Annotated in this window: 19 protein-coding genes; 7 read left to right on the top strand and 12 right to left on the bottom strand. The window is 64.4% G+C overall.

Annotated elements, in window-relative coordinates; all coding sequences use genetic code 11:
- Window positions 1-28 precede the first annotated feature (28 nt).
- Window positions 29-1,423 carry a cystathionine beta-synthase gene (locus JGU71_RS27945; RefSeq protein ID WP_199708424.1) on the top strand — a complete coding sequence of 465 codons (1,395 nt, stop codon included), beginning with the start codon at window positions 29-31 and terminating at the stop codon, window positions 1,421-1,423.
- Between the two features lie 51 nt (window positions 1,424-1,474).
- On the opposite strand, the gene JGU71_RS27940 is transcribed toward JGU71_RS27945, so the two are convergent.
- The 6 genes from JGU71_RS27940 to JGU71_RS27915 all read right to left on the bottom strand — a co-directional run bounded on the left by JGU71_RS27940 (window position 1,475) and on the right by JGU71_RS27915 (window position 7,701).
- Complete coding sequence (locus JGU71_RS27940; protein WP_199708423.1) at window positions 1,475-2,653, bottom strand: acyl-CoA dehydrogenase family protein; 1,179 nt, start codon at window positions 2,651-2,653, stop codon at window positions 1,475-1,477.
- 43 nt (window positions 2,654-2,696) lie between these two features.
- Window positions 2,697-3,155 carry a cupin domain-containing protein gene (locus tag JGU71_RS27935; protein ID WP_199708422.1) on the bottom strand — a complete coding sequence of 153 codons (459 nt, stop codon included), beginning with the start codon at window positions 3,153-3,155 and terminating at the stop codon, window positions 2,697-2,699.
- Window positions 3,156-3,219: 64 nt separating this feature from the next.
- Window positions 3,220-3,933 (bottom strand): ABC transporter ATP-binding protein, encoded by a 714-nt coding sequence (locus tag JGU71_RS27930; protein ID WP_199708421.1) that lies wholly within the window; start codon window positions 3,931-3,933, stop codon window positions 3,220-3,222.
- Window positions 3,930-5,612, bottom strand: coding sequence for a branched-chain amino acid ABC transporter ATP-binding protein/permease (locus JGU71_RS27925; RefSeq protein WP_199708420.1), 1,683 nt, complete (start codon window positions 5,610-5,612; stop codon window positions 3,930-3,932). The genes JGU71_RS27930 and JGU71_RS27925 overlap by 4 nt, the downstream gene beginning before the upstream one ends.
- A complete protein-coding gene (locus JGU71_RS27920) occupies window positions 5,612-6,487 on the bottom strand; it encodes a branched-chain amino acid ABC transporter permease (RefSeq protein ID WP_199708419.1) in 876 nt (291 codons plus the stop codon). Before JGU71_RS27920 ends, JGU71_RS27925 begins: the two co-directional genes overlap by 1 nt.
- Before the next feature lie 47 nt (window positions 6,488-6,534).
- Window positions 6,535-7,701: an ABC transporter substrate-binding protein gene (locus JGU71_RS27915; protein WP_199708418.1), complete on the bottom strand. Its 1,167-nt coding sequence runs from the start codon at window positions 7,699-7,701 to the stop codon at window positions 6,535-6,537.
- A 79-nt stretch (window positions 7,702-7,780) separates the two neighbouring features.
- Between JGU71_RS27915 and JGU71_RS27910 the strand changes: the two genes are divergently transcribed.
- Window positions 7,781-8,953 (top strand): cystathionine gamma-synthase, encoded by a 1,173-nt coding sequence (locus tag JGU71_RS27910; protein WP_199708417.1) that lies wholly within the window; start codon window positions 7,781-7,783, stop codon window positions 8,951-8,953.
- 4 nt (window positions 8,954-8,957) lie between these two features.
- Window positions 8,958-10,172, top strand: a complete 1,215-nt coding sequence (ilvA, locus tag JGU71_RS27905; RefSeq protein ID WP_199708416.1) for a threonine ammonia-lyase — start codon at window positions 8,958-8,960, stop codon at window positions 10,170-10,172.
- A 15-nt stretch (window positions 10,173-10,187) separates the two neighbouring features.
- Here the strand turns inward: ilvA and JGU71_RS27900 are convergent, their stop codons facing one another.
- From JGU71_RS27900 to JGU71_RS27890, 3 genes are all read right to left on the bottom strand, one after another.
- Window positions 10,188-11,408 (bottom strand): Fic family protein, encoded by a 1,221-nt coding sequence (locus tag JGU71_RS27900; protein ID WP_199708415.1) that lies wholly within the window; start codon window positions 11,406-11,408, stop codon window positions 10,188-10,190.
- Between the two features lie 157 nt (window positions 11,409-11,565).
- Complete coding sequence (gene greA / locus JGU71_RS27895) at window positions 11,566-12,060, bottom strand: transcription elongation factor GreA (protein WP_199708414.1); 495 nt, start codon at window positions 12,058-12,060, stop codon at window positions 11,566-11,568.
- Between the two features lie 278 nt (window positions 12,061-12,338).
- On the bottom strand, window positions 12,339-12,770 hold the full coding sequence (locus JGU71_RS27890; protein ID WP_199708413.1) for a DUF4307 domain-containing protein: 432 nt from the start codon (window positions 12,768-12,770) through the stop codon (window positions 12,339-12,341).
- Between the two features lie 127 nt (window positions 12,771-12,897).
- On the opposite strand from JGU71_RS27890, the gene mca reads away from it, so the two are divergent.
- Genes mca through JGU71_RS27875 form a run of 3 tightly spaced genes read left to right on the top strand, consistent with a single transcriptional unit; the run spans window position 12,898 to window position 16,065 of the window.
- Window positions 12,898-13,806: a mycothiol conjugate amidase Mca gene (gene mca / locus JGU71_RS27885; RefSeq protein ID WP_199708412.1), complete on the top strand. Its 909-nt coding sequence runs from the start codon at window positions 12,898-12,900 to the stop codon at window positions 13,804-13,806.
- Complete coding sequence (locus tag JGU71_RS27880) at window positions 13,803-14,051, top strand: hypothetical protein (protein WP_372433249.1); 249 nt, start codon at window positions 13,803-13,805, stop codon at window positions 14,049-14,051. Before mca ends, JGU71_RS27880 begins: the two co-directional genes overlap by 4 nt.
- Window positions 14,052-14,061: 10 nt before the next feature.
- Window positions 14,062-16,065 carry a thioredoxin domain-containing protein gene (locus tag JGU71_RS27875; protein WP_199708411.1) on the top strand — a complete coding sequence of 668 codons (2,004 nt, stop codon included), beginning with the start codon at window positions 14,062-14,064 and terminating at the stop codon, window positions 16,063-16,065.
- Here JGU71_RS27875 and JGU71_RS27870 read toward each other — a convergent pair.
- Window positions 15,990-17,552: an adenylate/guanylate cyclase domain-containing protein gene (locus JGU71_RS27870; protein ID WP_199708410.1), complete on the bottom strand. Its 1,563-nt coding sequence runs from the start codon at window positions 17,550-17,552 to the stop codon at window positions 15,990-15,992. The genes JGU71_RS27875 and JGU71_RS27870 overlap by 76 nt on opposite strands.
- Window positions 17,553-17,657: 105 nt before the next feature.
- Window positions 17,658-18,326: a PAQR family membrane homeostasis protein TrhA gene (trhA, locus tag JGU71_RS27865; RefSeq protein WP_199708409.1), complete on the bottom strand. Its 669-nt coding sequence runs from the start codon at window positions 18,324-18,326 to the stop codon at window positions 17,658-17,660.
- Window positions 18,327-18,555: 229 nt separating this feature from the next.
- On the opposite strand from trhA, the gene JGU71_RS27860 reads away from it, so the two are divergent.
- A complete protein-coding gene (locus JGU71_RS27860; protein WP_199708453.1) occupies window positions 18,556-19,323 on the top strand; it encodes an isoprenyl transferase in 768 nt (255 codons plus the stop codon).
- 70 nt (window positions 19,324-19,393) lie between these two features.
- Here the strand turns inward: JGU71_RS27860 and coaA are convergent, their stop codons facing one another.
- On the bottom strand, window positions 19,394-20,326 hold the full coding sequence (gene coaA, locus JGU71_RS27855) for a type I pantothenate kinase (RefSeq protein WP_199708408.1): 933 nt from the start codon (window positions 20,324-20,326) through the stop codon (window positions 19,394-19,396).
- Window positions 20,327-20,397: the final 71 nt, after the last annotated feature.

Below are 20,397 nucleotides of genomic sequence, written 5' to 3'. Positions count from 1 at the left end.
GCATCCGACGCTCTGGGACGATGGGGGTATGCGCATCGCAGATCACGTCGTCGATCTCATCGGCAACACCCCGTTGGTCAAACTTTCGTCGGTTGTCGGCTCCGGTGCCGGCCTCGTCGCGGCGAAGGTCGAGTACCTCAATCCGGGTGGCAGCTCGAAGGACCGCATCGCGGTCAAGATGGTCGACGCGGCCGAAGCGTCGGGTGCATTGAAGCCGGGCGGCACGATCGTCGAGCCGACGTCGGGCAACACCGGTATCGGGCTTGCGCTCGTCGCGCAGCAGCGCGGCTACAAATGTGTGTTCGTCTGTCCCGACAAGGTGAGCGAAGACAAGCGAAACGTCCTCAAGGCCTACGGCGCCGAGGTTGTCGTCTGCCCGACCGCCGTCGCACCCGAGCACCCCGACAGCTACTACAACGTGTCCGACCGCCTGGTCACCGAGATCGAGGGTGCCTGGAAGCCCGACCAGTACTCCAACCCCGCCGGACCCGAGAGTCATTACGAGACAACCGGTCCGGAGATCTGGAACGACACCGACGGCAAGATCACCCACTTCGTCGCGGGTGTCGGTACCGGTGGCACGATCTCGGGCGCCGGCCGCTACCTCAAAGAGGTTTCCGGCGGCAAGGTGAAGGTCGTCGGAGCCGATCCGGAAGGGTCGGTGTACTCGGGTGGAACAGGGCGTCCGTATCTCGTCGAGGGCGTCGGCGAAGACTTCTGGCCGACCGCGTACGACGCCTCGATACCCGACGAAATCATCGCGGTATCCGACGCCGATTCCTTCGAGATGACCCGGCGCCTAGCGCGCGAAGAGGGTCTGCTTGTCGGTGGCTCGTGTGGCATGGCCGTCGTCGCAGCGATCGAGGTCGCCGAGCGTGAAGGCCCGGATGCGCTTGTCGTAGTGCTGCTTCCCGACGGTGGCCGTGGCTATCTGTCGAAGATCTTCAACGACAAATGGATGTCGTCGTACGGTTTCCTGCGGAGCCCGCTCGACGGCAAGGCGAACGAGTCGACCGTCGGCGACGTGGTCCGTGGCAAGACGGGCAAGCTGCCCGATCTGGTGCACACCCATCCGTCCGAGACACTGCGCGATGCGATCGAAATTCTGCGTGAGTACGGCGTCTCGCAGATGCCGGTCGTCGGCGCCGAACCGCCGGTGATGGCTGGCGAGGTTCAGGGCAGTGTCTCCGAGCGCGATCTGCTGTCGGCAGTGTTCGAAGGCCGTGCATCACTTGCGGATTCGGTCGCCAAGCACATGAGTGCGCCGTTCCCGCTGATCGGTTCCGGTGAGCCCGTCAGTGCGGCGACCAAAGCGCTCGGCGACACCGATGCACTGATGGTCGTCGACGACGGCAAGCCTGTAGGCGTGATCACCCGACACGATCTGCTCGGATTCCTCAGCGAAGGCGCTACGCGCTCGTGAGTCCTTCCGGAGCGCCCGCCCTGAAGAAAGACTCACAAGGCGCGCAGCGCCCTACCTGAATGCGGACGACCCCGTCAGCGCCTGACCGATCACCAACTGATGGACCTCGGCCGTACCTTCGTAAGTGAGCACCGACTCCAGGTTGTTCGCATGCCGCAGCACCGGATACTCGAGGGTTATGCCGTTGGCGCCCAATATGGTGCGGCAGGTGCGGGCGATTTCGATCGCTTCTCGCGTGTTGTTCAGCTTGCCGACGCTGACCTGCTCGGGGCGCAGCTTGTCCTGATCCTTCAATCGACCGAGATGCAGGGCGAGCAGTTGACCCTTGCCGAGTTCGACGGCCATGTCGGCGATCTTCGCCTGGGTCAGCTGATACGCGGCGAGTGGTTTGTCGAAAACCTCACGGGTCCGGGCGTATTCGATTGCCGCCTGCAGGCAGTCGCGTGCTGCTCCCATCGATCCGAAGATGATGCCGAACCGAGCTTCGCTGAGACAGCCGAGCGGACCGGCAAGGCCGCGCGCGTCGGGCAGCATCGCGTCCTCGGGAAGACGGATGTCGTCGAACGACAGTTCCGCCGTGATCGATGCACGCAATGACAACTTCTTGTGCATCTCGCGTGCTTGGAAACCGGGGGAGTCGGTTGGGACGATGAACCCGCGGATCTTGTCGTCCGTCTGTGCCCAGACGATGGCAACGTCGGCAACCGTCCCGTTGGTGATCCACATCTTCGAACCGTTGAGGACCCAGTCGGAGCCGTCGCGGCGAGCGCGCGTCCGCATGCCGCCAGGGTTGGATCCGAAGTCGGGTTCGGTGAGGCCGAAGCAGCCGAGAACCTCGCCCGCAGCCATACGTGGCAGCCACTGCTGCTTCTGTTCCTCGGAGCCGTACTTGTAGATCGCCGTCATTGCGAGCGAGCCCTGCACGGAGATCATGCTGCGCGCGCCGGAATCGGCAGCCTCGATCTCCATACACGCGATGCCGTACGCGGTCGCAGACGTGCCGGCGCAACCGTAGCCCTCCAGATGCATGCCGAACAGCCCGAGTTTGCCGAACTCCGGCGCCAGCTCCTTGACCGGGAAGGTGGCGTTCTCGAACCAATCCGCGATGTGCGGACGGATGTGCTCGGCAGCGAACTTCCGCACTGTCTGCTGGATTTCGCGCTCCTCCGGTTGGAGCAGCGAATCGATGGCGAACAGCTCGTCGACGGTCAGCGCCTTTGCCTCACTCATCTCGCCAACCTACTGACAGATCGGCGCCGACGCACTGCCGGGCCTATTTGGGAAGCTCGCAGCTCGGCGCGGCCGCATCCTCGGAAAGTGGACTTCCAGCCGGGTTGACGTAGACCACCTGAAGAACGAGTGGAGTCGTCGCCGAGTTGTTTCCGATATGCACGTGGCCCGGGCCGCTCGGTTCGACAAGGGTTGCGCCCGCGTTGTAGATACCGTCGACGCTGCAATCGGATTTGTAGTGGCTGAGCGTCCCGCTGGTGATCAGGGCATACAACGTGCCGTCGTGGAAATGCCAGCCGGTCGTGCCGCCGGGCGCGATGGTGATCTGACGCAGGATGTAGTCCTTGTCTGCGATGGTCACCTGGCCGAGGATCTGCGCCGTCACCCCCGAACTCGGTGTCGCCGCGGCGGTCCCCGCGGTCAGGCAAAGGCCGAACGCGGCGGTCGAGGTGAGTGCAGTGGTCGCAGCGGCTGCGAGGGCAATTCGTAACGGTGATCGCATGCAGACATAGTGCGCCACCGGAGTTGGATTCACACGGCTTTCCGCGCCATCGAGCAGGGGCGGATCAGTCGAGCCCGAGGTATGCCGAAACGATGCGTTGGTCGGCGATCAGGTCCGCCGCCGGACCCTCCTGGGTGATCGAGCCGGTTTCCATCACGTAGCCGTAGTCGGCGACGCGAAGCGCGCGGCGTGCGTTCTGTTCGACCAGCACGACTGTTGTTCCACTGGACCGAATTTCGGCGATGACGCGAAAGATCTCGTCGACTACCAGAGGCGCGAGGCCCATGGAAGGTTCGTCCATCAGCAGCACGGTCGGCTTCGCGACGAGTGCGCGAGCGATTGCAAGCATCTGCTGCTCGCCGCCGGACAAAGATCCTGCAGAGAGGTCGCGCCGCTGAGCGAGCACCGGAAAGCGTTGGTACATCTCGTCGATCGTGGTGGCTGCGCTGCGGCGTCTGTGCCAGCCGCCGAGTAGCAAGTTCTCGTGCACGGTCATTGCCGCGAGGATTTCGCGACCTTCGGGTACGCCGACCAACCCCGCCTTCACCAGTTTGTGGGCCGACCATTTGGTGACGTCGGAGCCTTCGAAACGAACTCTGCCCGACCGCAGTTTCACCAGCCCCGATACCCCGCTGAGTACCGACGTCTTGCCTGCGCCGTTGGCGCCGACCAGGGTGACGAGACCACCGGCCGGTACTGCGAACGTGACGTTCTCGACGGCGCGAATTCGGCCGTAGGACACGCTGATCGCCTCGACGGACAGGACGGGTTCGGTCATGTTGGGCTGCCTTCCGAGCCGAGGTAGGCCTCGATCACGGCGGGATCGGCAGCGATTTCGTCAGGTGTGCCGTGCGCGATGACCGCGCCGAAGTCGAGTACGACGATGCGGCTGCACGTCCGCAACACCATGCCGACGTTGTGTTCGATCAACAGGATCGTGATGCCGTCCGCGGCAAGGGAACCGATCAGGTCCGACAGTTCGACGGCCTCGACGTGGTTCATGCCTGCGGCTGGTTCGTCGAGAATCAGCAGGGTTGGATGTGCGGCGAGAGCACGCGCGATTTCCAGCCGCCGCCGGTCGCCGAACGACAGTTGTTTGGCTCGGACGCCGGCTTTGTCGACCAACCCGACGCGGCCCAACTGCGCGCTCGCCTGCGCCAGCGCACGGCGTTCGTCACGACGTGCGGACGGTAGCAAGAGCAGGCGGCGCAGGAACGTCGGCTTGCTGACGACATGGGTGCCGACGACGACGTTCTCCAGCACCGTCAACCGGTCGAACAGCTTGGCCTGCTGGAAGGTTCGGGCAACACCGGCGACGGCGAACCTGTGCGCTGTCGCCGGGTTCCCCAACGTGCAGCCGAGGACCGTGCCCGACCCGCTTGTCGGTTCCACAAGTCCACTGATCATGTTGACCAGCGTGGTCTTGCCTGCACCGTTCGGTCCGATCAGCCCCAGCACGTCGCCGCTGCGGATCTCGAGGTCGATATCGCGGACAGCGTGGACGCCGCCGTAGTCCTTGCCGAGTCCGGAGAGTTGCAGTATCGGCGCGCCGGGCTCGGGTAGCGGCGTGAGCTCGGGTGGCGCGGAGTCGCGTGCGACCTTCGGTTTGTACAGGCGTGGAACAAGACTCGACAGTCCGCCGGGTAGGAACAGGATCACGACAAGCAGCAGCGTGCTCGAGATGAACGGCCGAATCCAGCCTGCTTCGATGCCTGCCGCTCGCTGAATCTCCGGCAGTAGCGTGAAGAAGGCGCTGCCGAGCAGTGGGCCGACGAACAGCAGCGAGCCACCGACCACGGCGGTCACCAAACCGTCGACGGCAGTTGCGAATCCGAAGTCGTCGGGGGTGATCAGCCGGGAGAAGTAGGACACGAGAACGCCGTACAAACCGACAACGGCGCCGGAGGTGACGAAGGCGATCATCCGGTGTCTGCTGACGTCGATGCCCATTGCGCGCGCGGCGAGTTCGTCCTCACGGATCGCGGCGAACGCGCTGCCGAGACGCGACGGGCCGAGCCGCCAGAACCCGTATGCGACGACGGCCAAGGCGATCCAGGCGATGCTCGGTGTCACCAACTTCGGTACCCGAATACCTTGCGCGCCACCGGTCCACGACATGTTGATCAGCACGATCCGGACGACTTCGCCGAAGCCGAGCGTCGCGATCGCGAGAAACACCCCACGCAGTCGCATCACGGGCAGACCGAGGATGAAGGCCGCGACCGCACCGACAGCCATGCCGACCGGAACGCCGACGACGAGCGGCGACAGACCTGCGATCGGCTCGTCCGGTACGACGAGGGTCGCACTGAAGCCGCCTAGGGAGGCAATTCCGGCTTGCCCGAGACTCAGCTGTCCCGCGATCAGTACGGCGTAGTAGGAGTAGGCGAAGATCGCCGTCAGAGCGATCAGCGTGACCGTCGCGGTGTAGTTGGAGAACAGCGGCGCCGCGAACATCAGACCTCCCGCAGTCGACGCACGCCGAACATGCCCTGCGGCCGGACGAGCAAGATCGCGAACAGCAGGCCGAATGCGATGACGTCGCGCCACGACGACCCGATGTACTGCACCGCAAAGACTTCCGTGAGTCCGAGGAGCAGTCCGCCGATCATGGCGCCGCGGAGCGATCCCATACCGCCCACGATGATGACGGCAAGTCCTTTCAACTCGATGGCGAAGCCCATGTCCATTCGTGCGGTGTTGACGTTCAACGCGAGCAGCACACCGGCGACCGCACCGAGCGCTGACGACAACGCGAAGGTCGTCGACGTCACGCGGTCGACGTTGATGCCGAGAACCTTTGCTGCCCGCGGACTCTCGGCGACAGCCCGCATCGCCCTGCCGAGTGCTGTGCTGTTGACCAGGTAGGCGAGAGCGAACATCAGCCCGAACGCGACGCCGAGTATCACGATCTGCAGCAACGTGATTCGGGCACCGGCGAATTCGAATGCGGTTGCTGGGAAGGTGTCGGGTGGGAAGCGCTGCGTGTCGGGTCCGTAGCGGGCCTGCAGCAGTGCGATGAACATTCCGCCCACGGCGATCGACGAGATCAGTCCTGCGAAATGCGCGTCGTTGCGATCGGCGAGCGGGCGGAATGCAACGCGCTCGATGATGATCCCGAGTATCGCGCCGAACACTGCGACTGCGGGTATGGCGAGCCAGATGGGCAGGTCACCGCGAACGACAAGTTCGATGCCGACGAATGCCGACGCCGTGAACACGGCCGAGTGCGCAAGGTTCAGCCGATCGAGGACACCGAAGACCAGCGTGAACCCGATCGCGAACAGCGCGTAGATCGAGCCAGAGAAGACGCCGTTGAGGATCTGCTGCACCTGGCGCGCCCGTCAGTCCGCGTAGTTCGCGGTCACTGCGCTATCGGTCATTCGAGGACCGCGAACTTGCCGTCCTTCACGATCTGCACGACCGCGGGGTGCACGGCGTCGCGGTTGTCGTCGAAGGAGAAGGTGCCGAGCACGGTGTCGACGTCCTTCAGCTTGCCGAGGTTGTCTTTGATCGCTTCCCGCGACGCGGAGCAGCCCTCGCGAACCGCGGCGTCGACGAGGACGAACCCGGTGTAGGCCTGCGCGGCGAACTGGTCGGGTGCGACGCCGAACTTCGCCTGGTATGCCTCGAGGAACGCTGCGTTCTTCGAAGCCTTGGATGCGGAGTTCCATGCGGCACCGACGATGATGCCCTCGGCCGCGGCGCCCGCATCCTTCATCAGCTTCGGATTGTTGAAGCCGTTGCCGCCGATGATGGGCTTGTCGATCCCGAGTTCACGAGCCTGCGTCACCAGTGGAATTGCAGCGTCGATCAGGCCGGACACCACAAGTGCGTCGGCATTGGCCGCCTTCGCGTCGGTGAGCAGTGCGCGGAAGTCGGTATCGGCCTTGGAGAACGTCAACGTCTTCGCGATCTCGACGCCCTGCTCGTCCAAGGCACCCTTGAATGCCTCGTAGCCGGATTGTGTGAACGCGTCGTCGTTGCCGTACAGCACGACGACCTTCTTCAAGCCGAGGGCGGACTTCGCCTTCTCGATGGTCTGGGGGATGACGACGTCTTCGGTCAGCGAATCGCGGAAGACGTAGTCGCCGATTTCGGTGATGCCTGCGGCCGTGTTCGAAATTCCGAGGACGGGGACCTTGTTCTCCTGCGCGACCGGGTCGGCAACCTTTGCCCCCGTCGACAGGGTCGGTCCGAGGATGACGCTCACGGCATCGGTCGTTGCGAACTTCTCGAAGACCGTGATGCCTTGTTTGGGATCGGTTGCGTCGTCCTCGACGCGAAGGTCGTAGGTGATGCCGCCCTTCGAGTTGAGCTCGCCGAGGGCGAGTTCGAGACCTTTGCGCTGTGGGTCGCCGTAGCTGCCTGCCGGACCGGTGAGGCTGAGAGCTGCACCGATCGGCACCGCGCCGTCGATCCGGCAGTCGGCACCCGAGCCGGATCCGGTCCGATCGGCGGTCGGGTCGTCGGAGTCCTCGGAAGCACAGCCGGCAATGGTGAGGACGAGCAACGCGGTGGTCGCGATAGAGGTTCTGCAGCGCATCCGATGATTGTGAAGGATCGGCGGCGATAAGTGAGTCCGAATCGCGGCGGTCTTTACCCGCGGCATTACGCTCGACGGTATGAGCGAGCAGCGCAGCAAGGTCGACACGACGTCCTGGCAGGGGTTCACCACGAGGGCAGTCCACGCAGGCTACGACCCCGATCCACTGACCGGTGCTGTCAACGTCCCCATCTACGCCAGTTCGACCTTCGCGCAGGACGGCGTGGGCGGATTGCGCGGCGGGTTCGAGTACGCCCGCACCGGCAACCCGACCCGAGCCGCGCTGGAGGCGAATCTCGCAGCCATCGAATCGGGAACGTTCGGTCGGGCGTTCGCGTCGGGTATGGCTGCGACCGACTGCCTGCTTCGCGCGGCACTGCGGCCAGGTGATCACCTCGTCATTCCGAACGACGCGTACGGCGGCACGTTCCGGCTGATCGACAAGGTCTTCAGCCAGTGGGGGATCGAGTACACGGTTGCTCCGGTGTCCGACGTCGACGCCGTCCGTGCTGCGATCCAGCCGAACACCAAGCTGGTCTGGATCGAGACGCCGACCAATCCGCTGCTCAACATCGGCGATATCGAGGCACTCGCCGAGGTTACCCATGCTGGTGGTGCAAAGTTGGTGGTGGACAACACGTTTGCCTCGCCGTATCTGCAGCAGCCGCTGTTGCTCGGCGCCGACGTCGTACTGCACTCGACGACGAAATACATCGGCGGGCATTCCGACGTCGTCGGCGGTGCCTTGATCACCGACGACGAAGAACTCGACACCGCATTCGCCTTCCTGCAGAACGGGGCAGGCGCGGTGCCAGGGCCGTTCGACAGCTACCTCACGCTGCGCGGTATCAAGACACTCGGATTGCGGATGGATCGCCACAGCGACAATGCCGAGAAGCTCGTCGAACTGCTCGTCGCGCATCCGAAGATCGAGAAGGTGATCTATCCGGGTCTTGCGGACCACCCGAGCCACGCTGTCGCTGCCAAGCAGATGACGAGATTCGGCGGCATGATCTCTGTGCTGGTCAAGGGCGGTAAGGAGGGCGCGCACGAATTGTGCTCCAAGACAGAGGTGTTCATCCTCGCCGAGTCGCTCGGTGGCGTCGAATCCCTGATCGAGCATCCCGCGGCAATGACCCACGCATCGACCGAAGGCTCCCCGTTGGAAGTGCCTGTGAATCTCGTTCGCCTCTCGGTCGGCATCGAGGATTCCGCGGACCTGCTCGGCGACATCGAGCAAGCGCTCGGCTGATGCAATGTTGACCCTCGACCAGATCAACGCTGCCGCAAGCGTTCTCGCACCCGTCATCCGCCGAACGCCGATCGTCGCATCACGCGTGCTGTCCGAGACAACGGGTCACGACGTGTGGCTCAAGTGCGAGAACCTGCAGCGCACAGGATCTTTCAAGCCGCGCGGTGCCTACTATCGGATCGCGAATCTGACCGCGGAGGAGCGGGCGAGGGGCATCGTCGCCGCAAGCGCCGGTAACCACGCGCAAGGCGTCGCGTGGTCGGCGACCGAACTCGGCATCACGTCGACCGTCTTTATGCCGACCAACGCTCCACTGCCGAAACTTGTCGCGACTCGTGCCTACGGCGCCGAGGTGCTGCAGCGAGGTGCGACCATCGACGACGCACTCGTCGGAGCGCGGGAATTCGCCGAGCAGACCGGCGCGATCCTGATCCATCCGTTCGATCACATCGACATCGTTGCCGGTCAAGCGACCGTGGCGTTGGAGATCCTCGAGCAGATGCCCGACGTCGGGACGATCGTCGTACCGACCGGCGGTGGCGGCCTCGTCGCTGGGATCGCGGCGGCGATGGACCTGCTCGGTAAGAAAGTCCGGATCATCGGCGTTCAAGCTGCCGACGCCGCGGCGTGGCCTGCCTCACTGGCGGCGGGTAAGCCGATCCGTGCCGAGTCAATGTCGACAATGGCCGACGGTATTGCGGTCGGTCTGCCGGGTGAGGTGCCGTTCGCGCACGTGTCCAAGCTGGTCGGGTCGATGCTGACGGTGTCGGAGGACGCACTCTCGCGGGCGCTGCTGTTGTGCATGGAACGTGCCAAGCTGATCGTCGAACCCGCCGGAGCAGCGGGTGTCGCGGCGCTCATGACGTACCCGGCCGAGGAACTCCAATTGGAGGGTCGCGTTTGCGTCGTCCTGTCCGGCGGCAACGTCGATCCGCTCGTGCTCACCCATGTCGTCGCACACGGTCTGCGCGCGGCTGGACGGTTCCTCGCCGTCCGGGTCACCATCGCCGACCGCCCTGGCGGACTCAGCACGTTGCTCAACGTCGTCAGTGCAAGTGGCGCAAGCGTTTTGGACGTCGTGCATTCCCGGACCGCAGGCAAGTTGGCACTCGACGAGGTCGAGGTCGCACTCACGATGGAAACGCGTGGTCCTGAGCATCGGGCGAGTGTGCTGACCGCACTCGGTGATGCCGGCTACGCGGTGGTGAATCAGGACTGACCTACGGCGAGCCTGCTAGCTCGCCGCCGCCGCAATTCGTTTGCCGAGGTCGTCGAGTTCGTCGAGGATGGCGGTGGCGCCCCACACCTGGTTCCGTTTGCGGTCGGTCAGCGGTTTCAGTACTCCCGTCGCGTGCAGCCGTTCGATAGCGCTGTAGACACTGCTTTCCGCAGCGGACACAGCGGTGCAGGCGTCCTCTGCCGACAGAACCGGTTGCGACGGAAGGATTTCGAGAAGCATCGAGGTCGCGCTTCCGGCCCGTACCCTGCCGACCTGCTCGTTCCATTCTGCTGGGAGTTCTGCGAGCCGTACCGCGGTCGCCCTCGACTCGGAGGCAGTGATGCGCGTAGCCTCGGCGAACGAGTCCTGCAGCGGTGCAACGGATCCGTCTCGGTAGTGGTCGAGTAGATCGAAGTATCGATCTCGATGCGCGACCAGCGCCGAGGCCAGCGGTACGACGACATGTGTCGTCGCACCCCGCCGACGCAGAACCGTATTGATGAGAACCCGTCCGATTCGGCCGTTGCCATCTGTGAACGGGTGGATCGATTCGAACTGAGCGTGCGCGATGCACGCCTGCGTGAGGACGGGGATGTCGTCACGGTTCAGGTAGGCAACCAGATCGTCGAGGTAGTCGGCCACGGTCTCCGGCGGGGGTGGCACGTACAGCGCATTGCGAGGTGAGTGGTCGCTACCGCCGATCCGGTTCTGCATGTCGCGAATTCGTCCCGCGTAGGCCCGATCGGCGAGCGCCTCGTCTTTCGCCATCAGTCGTTTGTGTGCCTGCAGGATCGATGACAGTTCGATGTCGGCGCCGTGCCGAATCGAATCGACCATCGTCTGCAGAGCCTCGGCGGCGGCAACCATCGACACCGCGGCGGGGTTGGCCTTCACCCCGTGCGACGCGCGCGCGTAGTCGTCGACCGAGGCGTCGATCTGCTCGATCTTGGACGACGCAACCGACTCGGTCCTGATCAACAGCGCACCGAGGGCGTCGAGCGTTGGTCCGTGCTCGGCGTCGAGTTTGGCAACCTCGCGCAGTGCCTGTTCCATTCGCGCAGCCAGCGGACCGGACAGCGGTGCGTCAAGGGCGGCGATCTTCGGCGGCAGCGAGACCGAAATCTCGGTCAGAGTGCGGTCGGCTCGGGTACCGCGCCCGCTCGGACGCCAAGGTCGCGGTTCGCGTGTGCACGCGGGCCAGCCGACCTCGGCACTACGTGGGTCCGAATTGGGCATGTCTGCTCCTAACTCGGAACAAGAGTACCGTTATTCTGACTTAAGTGCACAATTCGGAATAGTTGCTCCGCAACTCCAGGTTCGGCAGGCAACCTGCGACGCAAAAATGCGCGGCCGCAGTCCTCGAGGACTGCGGCCGCGCACCAAAAGCTGCGAACTAGCTGTGGTACGGCTCCGCGCTGACGAGAGTGACCTTCATCGAGCCACCGTTCGGCAGGTTGTACTGCCGGGTGTCGCCGACCTTGGCGTCGATCAACGCACCGCCGAGCGGTGAGTTGGGGGAGTAGACCTCGAGCTTCGATTCGCGGACGCCTTCTTCACGCGTCGCGATCAGGAAGGTCTCGGTGTCGGACTCGTCACCGTCGTAGTACACCTTGACGACCGAACCCGGCAATGCGACGCCGGACTGCGTCGGTGCTTCGCCGACCTTGGCGTTGTTGAGCAGCTCCTGCAGCTGACGGATGCGGGCTTCCTGCTGGCCCTGCTCCTCGCGTGCAGCGTGGTAGCCGCCGTTCTCCTTGAGGTCGCCCTCTTCGCGCCGCTCGTTGATCTCGGCAGCAATGATCGGACGATTCGCAATGAGCTGATCGAGTTCGGTCTTGAGCCGGTCGTGAGATTCCTGGGTCAGCCAGGTCACCTGGGTCTCGGTCATCTCGATTACTCCTCTTCTGGTGGTCCCCACGTTCGGGATCCGGTGTGTTCGTCGTTTACCCACAACGGAAGGCGACCAAGCGGATCTAGGAATCCTCGTCAACCCCCGACAGGCCCTGTCCCGGGAACCGGGGCGATTCGCAGTGCCACCAATGCGCCGTGCCGTCAATGCAGCAAACACGGCTCCGAACCCCGGAACCGTGTATCGGCCAATGTTACCACGGACACAGATAGTGCCGTTAAAGCCGAGGTCGCGGACTGGTCACTATCCGTTCTCGGTCAGTCTGCTTTCAGATAGCTCGGCACGTCGAAGCTGCAGCCGTAGATGTCGCCGACCGCGGGTGGCTGAGAGGTCTCGACCGTCGAGTTGACCTCGACCGTTCCGCTGGCGGACGGCCCGACGAACACTTCGCGCCGACCCGTCTCGGTGCCGTCCTTCGAGCGAGCGCGGACGATGCACACCGCCGGTCGCGACGGATCCTGACGTGTCACCGTGAACCGGATCGTCATCGATCGGTCGTCGACGGCGCTGTAGGAAACCTGCTCGCTCTCCAGCTCTTTCGGTCCGAAACGCTCGTATCCGAGGTAGGCGACACCGACGCCGAGCAGGACGACGAGGGCACCGAGCGCAAGCGCGATCCACCGCGGACTACGACGAGACGAGCCGTAGCGGTCGGCTGGGCGAGGGGGTATGGCTGAAGACTTGACCATCGGGTGGAACTATAGGGGAGAGATCAGGCGTGCCGCGGTCGCGGCCGTGCTCGAGACGGGCCCCGTGCATGCACAGCGTGCGACGGCCCGTTGCGAGCGAGCTATCAGGCGAGAGGTGAATCGAGGAGTGAGCGGACTTCGGCTCATGGCAGTGCACGCCCACCCGGACGACGAGTCGAGCAAGGGTGCCGCGACGATGGCCCGCTATGCCGACGAGGGTCACGAGGTGCTTGTCGTGACACTGACCGGCGGCGAGCGCGGCGACGTGCTCAACCCGGCGATGGACATTCCCGGCGTCGTGGAACGGATGAACGAGATCCGCCGCGAAGAGATGGCCCAGGCCGCTCGCGCGCTCGGCGTACAACAGACCTGGCTCGGCTTCATCGACTCCGGCCTTCCCGAGGGCGATCCGTTGCCACCGCTGCCGGAAGGGTCCTTCGCGCTCGTACCGCTGGAGGAGTCGACCGAAGCCCTGGTGAAGGTCGTTCGCGAGTTCCGCCCGCACGTGATGATCACCTACGACGAAAACGGCGGCTACCCGCATCCCGACCACATTCGCTGCCACCAGGTGTCGATGGCGGCATACGAGGCCGCAGGCAAAGCCGATCGGTTCCCCGACGCAGGCGAGCCGTGGACGGTGTCGAAGCTCTACTACACCCACGGTTTCATTCGGCGCCGGCTCGAACTGTTCAAGGAGGAATACGACCAGCGTGGCGAGGCGTTCCCGCTGCAGGATTGGATCGATCGCTGGCGGCCCGAGCACGGCGACATCATGGCTCGCGTGACCACACAGATCCAGTGCGGAAAGTACTTCGCGAACCGAGACGAGGCGCTTCGGGCGCACGCGACGCAGATCGATCCGAACGGCGTCTTCTTCGCGATTCCGCTGGAACTGCAGCGGCGAATTTGGCCGACCGAGGAGTACGAACTCGCAAAGACGCGGGTCAAGACGTCGATCCCGGAGACAGATCTGTTCGCGGGTATCACCGACGACGCACTAGCCGGTGTTCGCGACGCGAGGGAAACGACGAAGTGAATTTGATCGCGTACGACCTGTTACTGGCAGAGCCGAACACTCCGACCGGACCCGAGTTCGGCAAGGCGTCCCCGGTCGGGCTTGTCATCCTCATCCTGCTGCTGATCGGTACGGTGCTGCTGATTCGTTCGATGAACCGCAAGATCAAGCGACTGCCCGCAACGTTCGAGCCCGCCCACCCCGAGCCCGATCAAGCCGCCGACGACGGAACGGATCCCGGCGCGACCGCGTCAAGAGCCGAATGACCAGCACCTGATGAATCGCCTCGGCTCCGCGACGTCGCCGTACCTCCGCCAGCATGCGGACAACCCTGTGCACTGGCACCAGTGGGACGCGGAGGCATTGGCCGCGGCGCGTGAGCGGGACGTGCCGATACTGCTGTCGATCGGATATTCGGCGTGCCACTGGTGTCACGTCATGGCGCACGAGTCGTTCGAGGACGACGCGACCGCGGCTTCGATGAACGAGAAGTTCGTCTGCATCAAGGTCGATCGCGAAGAGCGCCCCGACCTCGATGCCGTCTACATGAACGCAACGGTTGCCATGACCGGCCAGGGTGGCTGGCCGATGACCTGCTTCCTGACACCGGATGCCGAACCGTTCTACTGCGGCACGTACTACCCCAAGGTTGCCCGGGGTGGAATGCCCTCGTTCGGTCAGGTACTCGAGGCGATCTCCGACACGTGGAAGAACCGGCGCGACGAAGTCATGGAAGCCTCGGCCGCCGTCGTCGCCGAATTGCGAGGCGGCAGCTCGGGTCTGCCGTCCGTCGACATCGACGTCGACGTACCGCTGCTCGACCATGCGGTCGCCGCGGTGCTGCGAGAGGAAGATCGCACCTACGGCGGGTTCGGCGGTGCTCCCAAGTTTCCGCCGTCCGCATTGCTGGAAGGACTGCTGCGCGCATACGAGCGCACCGGCGACACGCAGATACTCGACGCCGTCGACCGAACCGCTCAGGCAATGGCTCGCGGCGGCATCTACGACCAGTTGAACGGCGGTTTCGCCCGCTACTCGGTGGATCCGCAGTGGGTGATTCCGCACTTCGAGAAGATGCTGTACGACAACGCGATGCTGCTGCGCGCCTACGGCCACCTTGCCAGGCGGTCCGGCTCGGCCCTGGCCTCGAAGGTTGCGCACGAGACGGCACAGTTCCTGTTGACCGACCTGCTGACTGCCGAAGGGTGCTTCGCCTCCGCGCTCGACGCTGACACCGAGGGCGTCGAGGGGTCGACCTACGTGTGGACCCCCGAACAGCTCGTCGACGTGCTCGGTCCCGACGACGGTCCGTGGGCCGCCGCCCTGTTCGGTGTGACGCGGGCAGGCACCTTCGAGGAGGGTGCCTCGGTTCTGCAACTGCACCACGATCCGGACGACGACGCTCGTTTCGAGCGGGTCCGCGGTCTGCTGCGGTCGGTGCGTGCCCAGCGTCCCCAACCCGGTCGCGACGACAAGGTCGTCACCGCGTGGAACGGAATGGCGATCGTCGCGCTCGCCGAGGTCGGCGCTTGGCTCGAGCGCTCGGATTGGGTGGACGCCGCCGCGCGTTGTGCGCGTTACCTTCTCGATCGTCACGTTGTCGACGGCAGGCTCAGGAGGGCGTCGCTCGGCGGCGTGGTCGGCGATGCGGCAGGCGTGCTAGAGGATCACGCGTGGTTGGTCACCGGTCTGCTCGCGTTGCATCAGGCGACGGGCGAACTCGAATGGCTCGAGCACGCACAACAGCTCCTCGACGTCGCCATCGCACATTTCGCTGTGTCCGACTCGGCGGGCGGTTGGTTCGACACCGCCGACGATGCCGAGGTCCTCGTCACCCGACCGCGTGACCCGATCGACGGTGCAACTCCGTCCGGCGCTTCGAGTACGGCCGAGGCGCTGCTGACCGCTGCGGCGCTGTCGGATCCGGAGCGGTCGGTGCGCTACGGCGAGCTGGCTGCCGAAACCTTGCGCGCGGCAACGGTTGTGCTCGCTCGTGCTCCTCGGTCGGCAGGCCACTGGCTGACGGTCGCGGAGGCGTCATTGCGAGGGCCGATGCAGATTGCGATAGTCGACCCCACCGGCACCAGCGACCTTGTCGGCGTTACCCGCACGCTCGCACCCGGTGGCGCAGTAATCGTTGTCGGACAACAGGATTCGCTACCGCTGCTGGCCGACCGACCGCTCGTCGACGGGCAGCCCGCAGCCTATGTCTGCCGCGGGTTCGTATGCGACAGGCCGGTGTCGACGGTCACCGAACTCCGCGATTTGTTGATGCGCTGACTTGCGCCGCCACCGCGATTGTCGGTCCAGCTCTTCGTCTCGTCCTCGCGGCCACGCAGTTTCAGAACGCCGTGCGAGGTCCACAGCTCGCGTTCGTGTGACGAGCACGCTTCCACAACCGGCTGACTCACCAGAATCCGTTGGGGCACATTCTTTGCCGCCTCTGTGAGCCGTGCTGCCTCGTTCACCGCGTCGCCGATCACGGTGTACTCGAGACGCGTTGCCGAACCGACGTCACCGGCGAAAACGAGGCCACGCGCGACACCGACACCGATGTCGAATTCGCCTGCCGCGAGGACTTCGTCGCGGATCCGGCGAGCGGCGCGCAGGGCGGCTGTCGCGTCGTCGTCCAATTCGATCGGCGCACCGAAGATACACAGTGCCGCATCACCTTCGAACTTGTTGACCAGACCGCCGTACATCGTGGTCGCGTCGACGACCGTGCTGAGGAGCCGATTCAATTTGTCGACGAACTCTCTCGGCTCCAGCACGTGGGCGAGGCGCGTCGATCCGACGACGTCGACGAACAATGCCGACACCTCGCGCATATCGCCGGTGAGGTCCATGCCGCGCTCCAGCGCCCGCTGGGCGACGTTGGTGCCGACGTGGCGGCCGAACAGATCCCGCAGGCGCTCACGTTCGCGCAGGCTGTGCGTCATGTCGTTGACGGACGTTTCCAGCAGGCCGATCTCGCTCGTTGCCTGAACGGGCACTTCGACATCGAGGTCGCCCTGCTCGATTCTGCCGAGCGCGCGTCGGAGGTCGTAGAGCGGAAGCGCAATACTGCGGGCGAGAAACGCGGTGGCCGCGTAGCCGGTCAGCAGTCCGACGATCGCGATGTACAGCGAGCCGCGGATGCGGTCGTGCTGAGGTGAGCCGGTGTCGGCGAGGACCAGGATCACGTTGGCGAGTGGGAGCCCGCTTGCAAGCGCCCACGTGATCAGGACCCGAACGAGTGCCGTCGAACTCGGATGCCCGACCGAACGGACCTGCGCGACGCGCGGAATCGCAGGCCGCAGCAGGCGATCGGTCAGCAGATAGGTGAAGCCTGCCGACGTCAGTCCACCCATGGTCACGAGTGCGACGGCGATGACGAGATCGCGCGCGGGCGCGACCATGCCGAACATGCCGGCTTCGAGCACGATGCCGGGCAGCCAGAGCGACCCGGCGAGTAGCGCCATGTCGAGCGGCATCCGAAGTACACGCTTCGCCTCGGCGTCGGTCGGCGCCCGGTCTTCGGGTATCCAGTCGAGGGTGTTGCGCTGCGCGATCATCGACACGTAGCCACCGACGACCGACGCGAAGAGGGCGTACGCGGTGGTGACGACGACGATGGTGGTCGCGGCATCGCCGAGGCGGGTGAAGACGCCCGTGATCCACAGTTGGACGAGGACGACGATCAAACCGGCGACGCCGCTCAACGTCGCAACGACGGCGAAACCGGTCCGTGAGCGTAGGGCCCACGTTTGTATCTTGGTTGCCGTCATCGCGCGGCGCTCATCTCACGTCGTAGTCGGTCGAAGATGCGACGATACCGCGAAACGGAGCCAGGATCAGGCGGAACTATCGGTTGAGGGTCGGTCGACGGTAGGTCAGTTGAAGACGACGAGCCAGACAGCGATGTAGTGGCACAGCGCCGCGATGACCGTGGCGGCGTGGAAGAACTCGTGATGGCCGAACGTCGTAGGCCACGGGTTGGGCCACTTCGTCGCGTAGAGAATTGCGCCCGCGCTGTAGAAGAGACCACCGATGAGCAGCAGGACCATCGCAGCGACGCCGACATGGCGCGTCAATTCGCCGACGACGGGGACGATCGCCCAGCCGAGCAGCAGATACAGCGGTACGCCGACCCATTTCGGAGCGGTCGGCCACAGCATCTTCAATGCGACGCCGGCAAGCGCTCCGGCCCAGACGACGATCAGCACGATACGACCGGTCGAGGTCGGTAGGCCGAGTAGCGCGAAGGGGGTGTAGCTGCCCGCGATGAAGATGAAGATCATCGAATGGTCCGCACGCTTCATCCACATGCGTCCGGCGATGGTGTCCCAGTGAATGCGGTGGTAGGTCGCGCTGACGCCGAAAATCCCGCAGACGGTGATGCTGTAGATCGCGGTTGCCCATGCGGCCTTGCTCGACACCATCGATGCCGACAGGGCAACGAGGACGATGCCCGTGAACACGGAAACGCCGAATGCCCACAGGTGAATCCAGCCACGCATGCGGGGCTTGACGGGTAGTTCGTCGAGGCCGAAGGCGGTCATGAATCCCTTTACTGGTCGGTAACCTACGGTGCCGTAAGTTACAACCGACTGTACGTCCTCCGACAGCATCGCAAGCCGGTCGGTGATCAACCACATAGCCGTATCCGAACCGTATCTCAACTCTCCAACTCCCGACGCGGGTGCCGTCGCCGCCCGACTCGCCGGGCGTACGCTTTACTCCCGTGTGCATCTCCACTGGCCTCGCGCCGCAGCTGAGCGTGATGCCGCAGTGAGGGCTCGTGGGCTGGTATATCGCGTCTACGAAAACCGACTGCTGCGGCAGCTCGCCGACAAACAACACCCGAGGCATGTCGCTGTGCTGTGTGACGGCAATCGGCGCTGGGCCCGTGCGAACGGGTTCACCGACGTCAGCCACGGGTATCGCATGGGTGCGCTCAAGATCGCGGAGTTGATCAGCTGGTGTGATGCAGCAGGCATCGAAATGGCGACGATCTATCTGCTCTCGACCGAAAATCTGCGTCGCGACCAGGACGAACTCGAATCGCTGATCGAAATCATCACCGATGTCGTCGAGGAGATATCCGGGTCGGGCAACAACTCCAGCGTACGAATCGTCGGCACACTCGATCTGCTGCCCGAGGACTCCGCGCGCCGGCTACGCGAAGCCGCCCTGCGGACGAAGGGTCGAACGGGGACCCACGTCAACGTCGCGATCGGGTACGGCGGACGGCAGGAAATAGCCGACGCCGTGCGCGCGCTCGTGAAGCAGAAGCAAGGCGAAGGCCGTGAAGGCGACGAGTTGATCGAGTCGATCACCGTCGACGGCATCGGCGAGCATCTGTACACCTCGGGCCAACCCGACCCCGACCTCGTCATCCGCACCTCGGGTGAGCAGCGGCTCTCCGGCTTTCTGTTGTGGCAGAGCGCATACTCCGAGATCTGGTTCACGGAGGCCTACTGGCCGGAGTTTCGGCGCGTGGATTTCCTTCGCGCCCTTCGTGACTACGCGGCCCGGCATCGCCGATTCGGCGCATAGGCGGCTACGCCGCTCGTGAGTCTTTTCGGAGGGTGGGCCCTCCGAAAGGACTCACGAGGCGCGCAGCGCCCTAGAGCTTTCGGAGCCGCAACCGATTGATCGCGTGGTCGGCATCTTTGCGCAGCACCAGCGTCGCTCTCGGTCTCGTCGGCAGAATGTTCTCGACGAGGTTGGGCCGATTGATCGAGTTCCAGATTTCGCGCGCCGCAGCTGTCGCATCACGATCGTTGAGCATCGAGTAGTGATGGAAATGCGAGTTCGGGTCGGCGAAGGACGTCGCCCGTAGTGCGAGAAACCTTTGCGTGTACCAGTTTTCGATATCTTCGATCCGTGCGTCGACGTAGATCGAAAAATCGAACAGGTCCGAAACCATCAGGCGTGGACCTGTCTGCAGAACGTTGAGTCCCTCGATGATCAGGATGTCGGGCTGGTGCACCAGATGGTAGTGACCGGGCACGATGTCGTAGAGCGTATGCGAATAGACCGGCGCCGCAACCTCTTCGGCCCCCGACTTGACTTCGGTGACGAATCGCAACAGCTTGCGGCGATCGTAGCTCTCGGGAAAGCCCTTACGATGCATGATGTTTCGACGAGTCAGCTCGGCCGTCGAGTAGAGAAAGCCGTCGGTGGTCACGAGATCGATGCGGGGATGATGTTCCCAGCGAGCCAGAAGTGCCTGCAGCACACGAGCGGTCGTCGACTTGCCGACCGCGACACTGCCTGCCACGCCGATGACGAACGGCACCTGCCGATCGGGGTGCTTCTCGCCGAGGAAGGTTGCCGTCGCAGCGAACAATCGTTGGCGAGCGGCAACCTGTAGGTGGATGAGACGCGCCAGCGGGAGGTAGATCTCGGCTACCTCTTCGAGATCGATCTGCTCTCCCAGACCACGCAATCCGAGCAGTTCTTCTTCGGTGAGAATCAAGGGCGTTGCCCGTCGCAGGGTGCGCCACTGCTTGCGGTCGAATTCGACGTAGGGGCTCGGTTCGCTCACCCGTGCCATCCGCGCACCTCCAGTTGCATAGGTCGAATTGTGCTCGCAACGCGCAGTCCATGCGACGGCGGGACCGAGTG

Origin of the sequence: Antrihabitans stalagmiti (genome assembly GCF_016482825.1) — a bacterium.
GTDB lineage: Bacteria > Actinomycetota > Actinomycetes > Mycobacteriales > Mycobacteriaceae > Antrihabitans > Antrihabitans stalagmiti.
The sequence above is the reverse complement of the archived record's forward strand: the minus strand, read 5'-3'. Positions and strand labels throughout refer to the sequence as shown.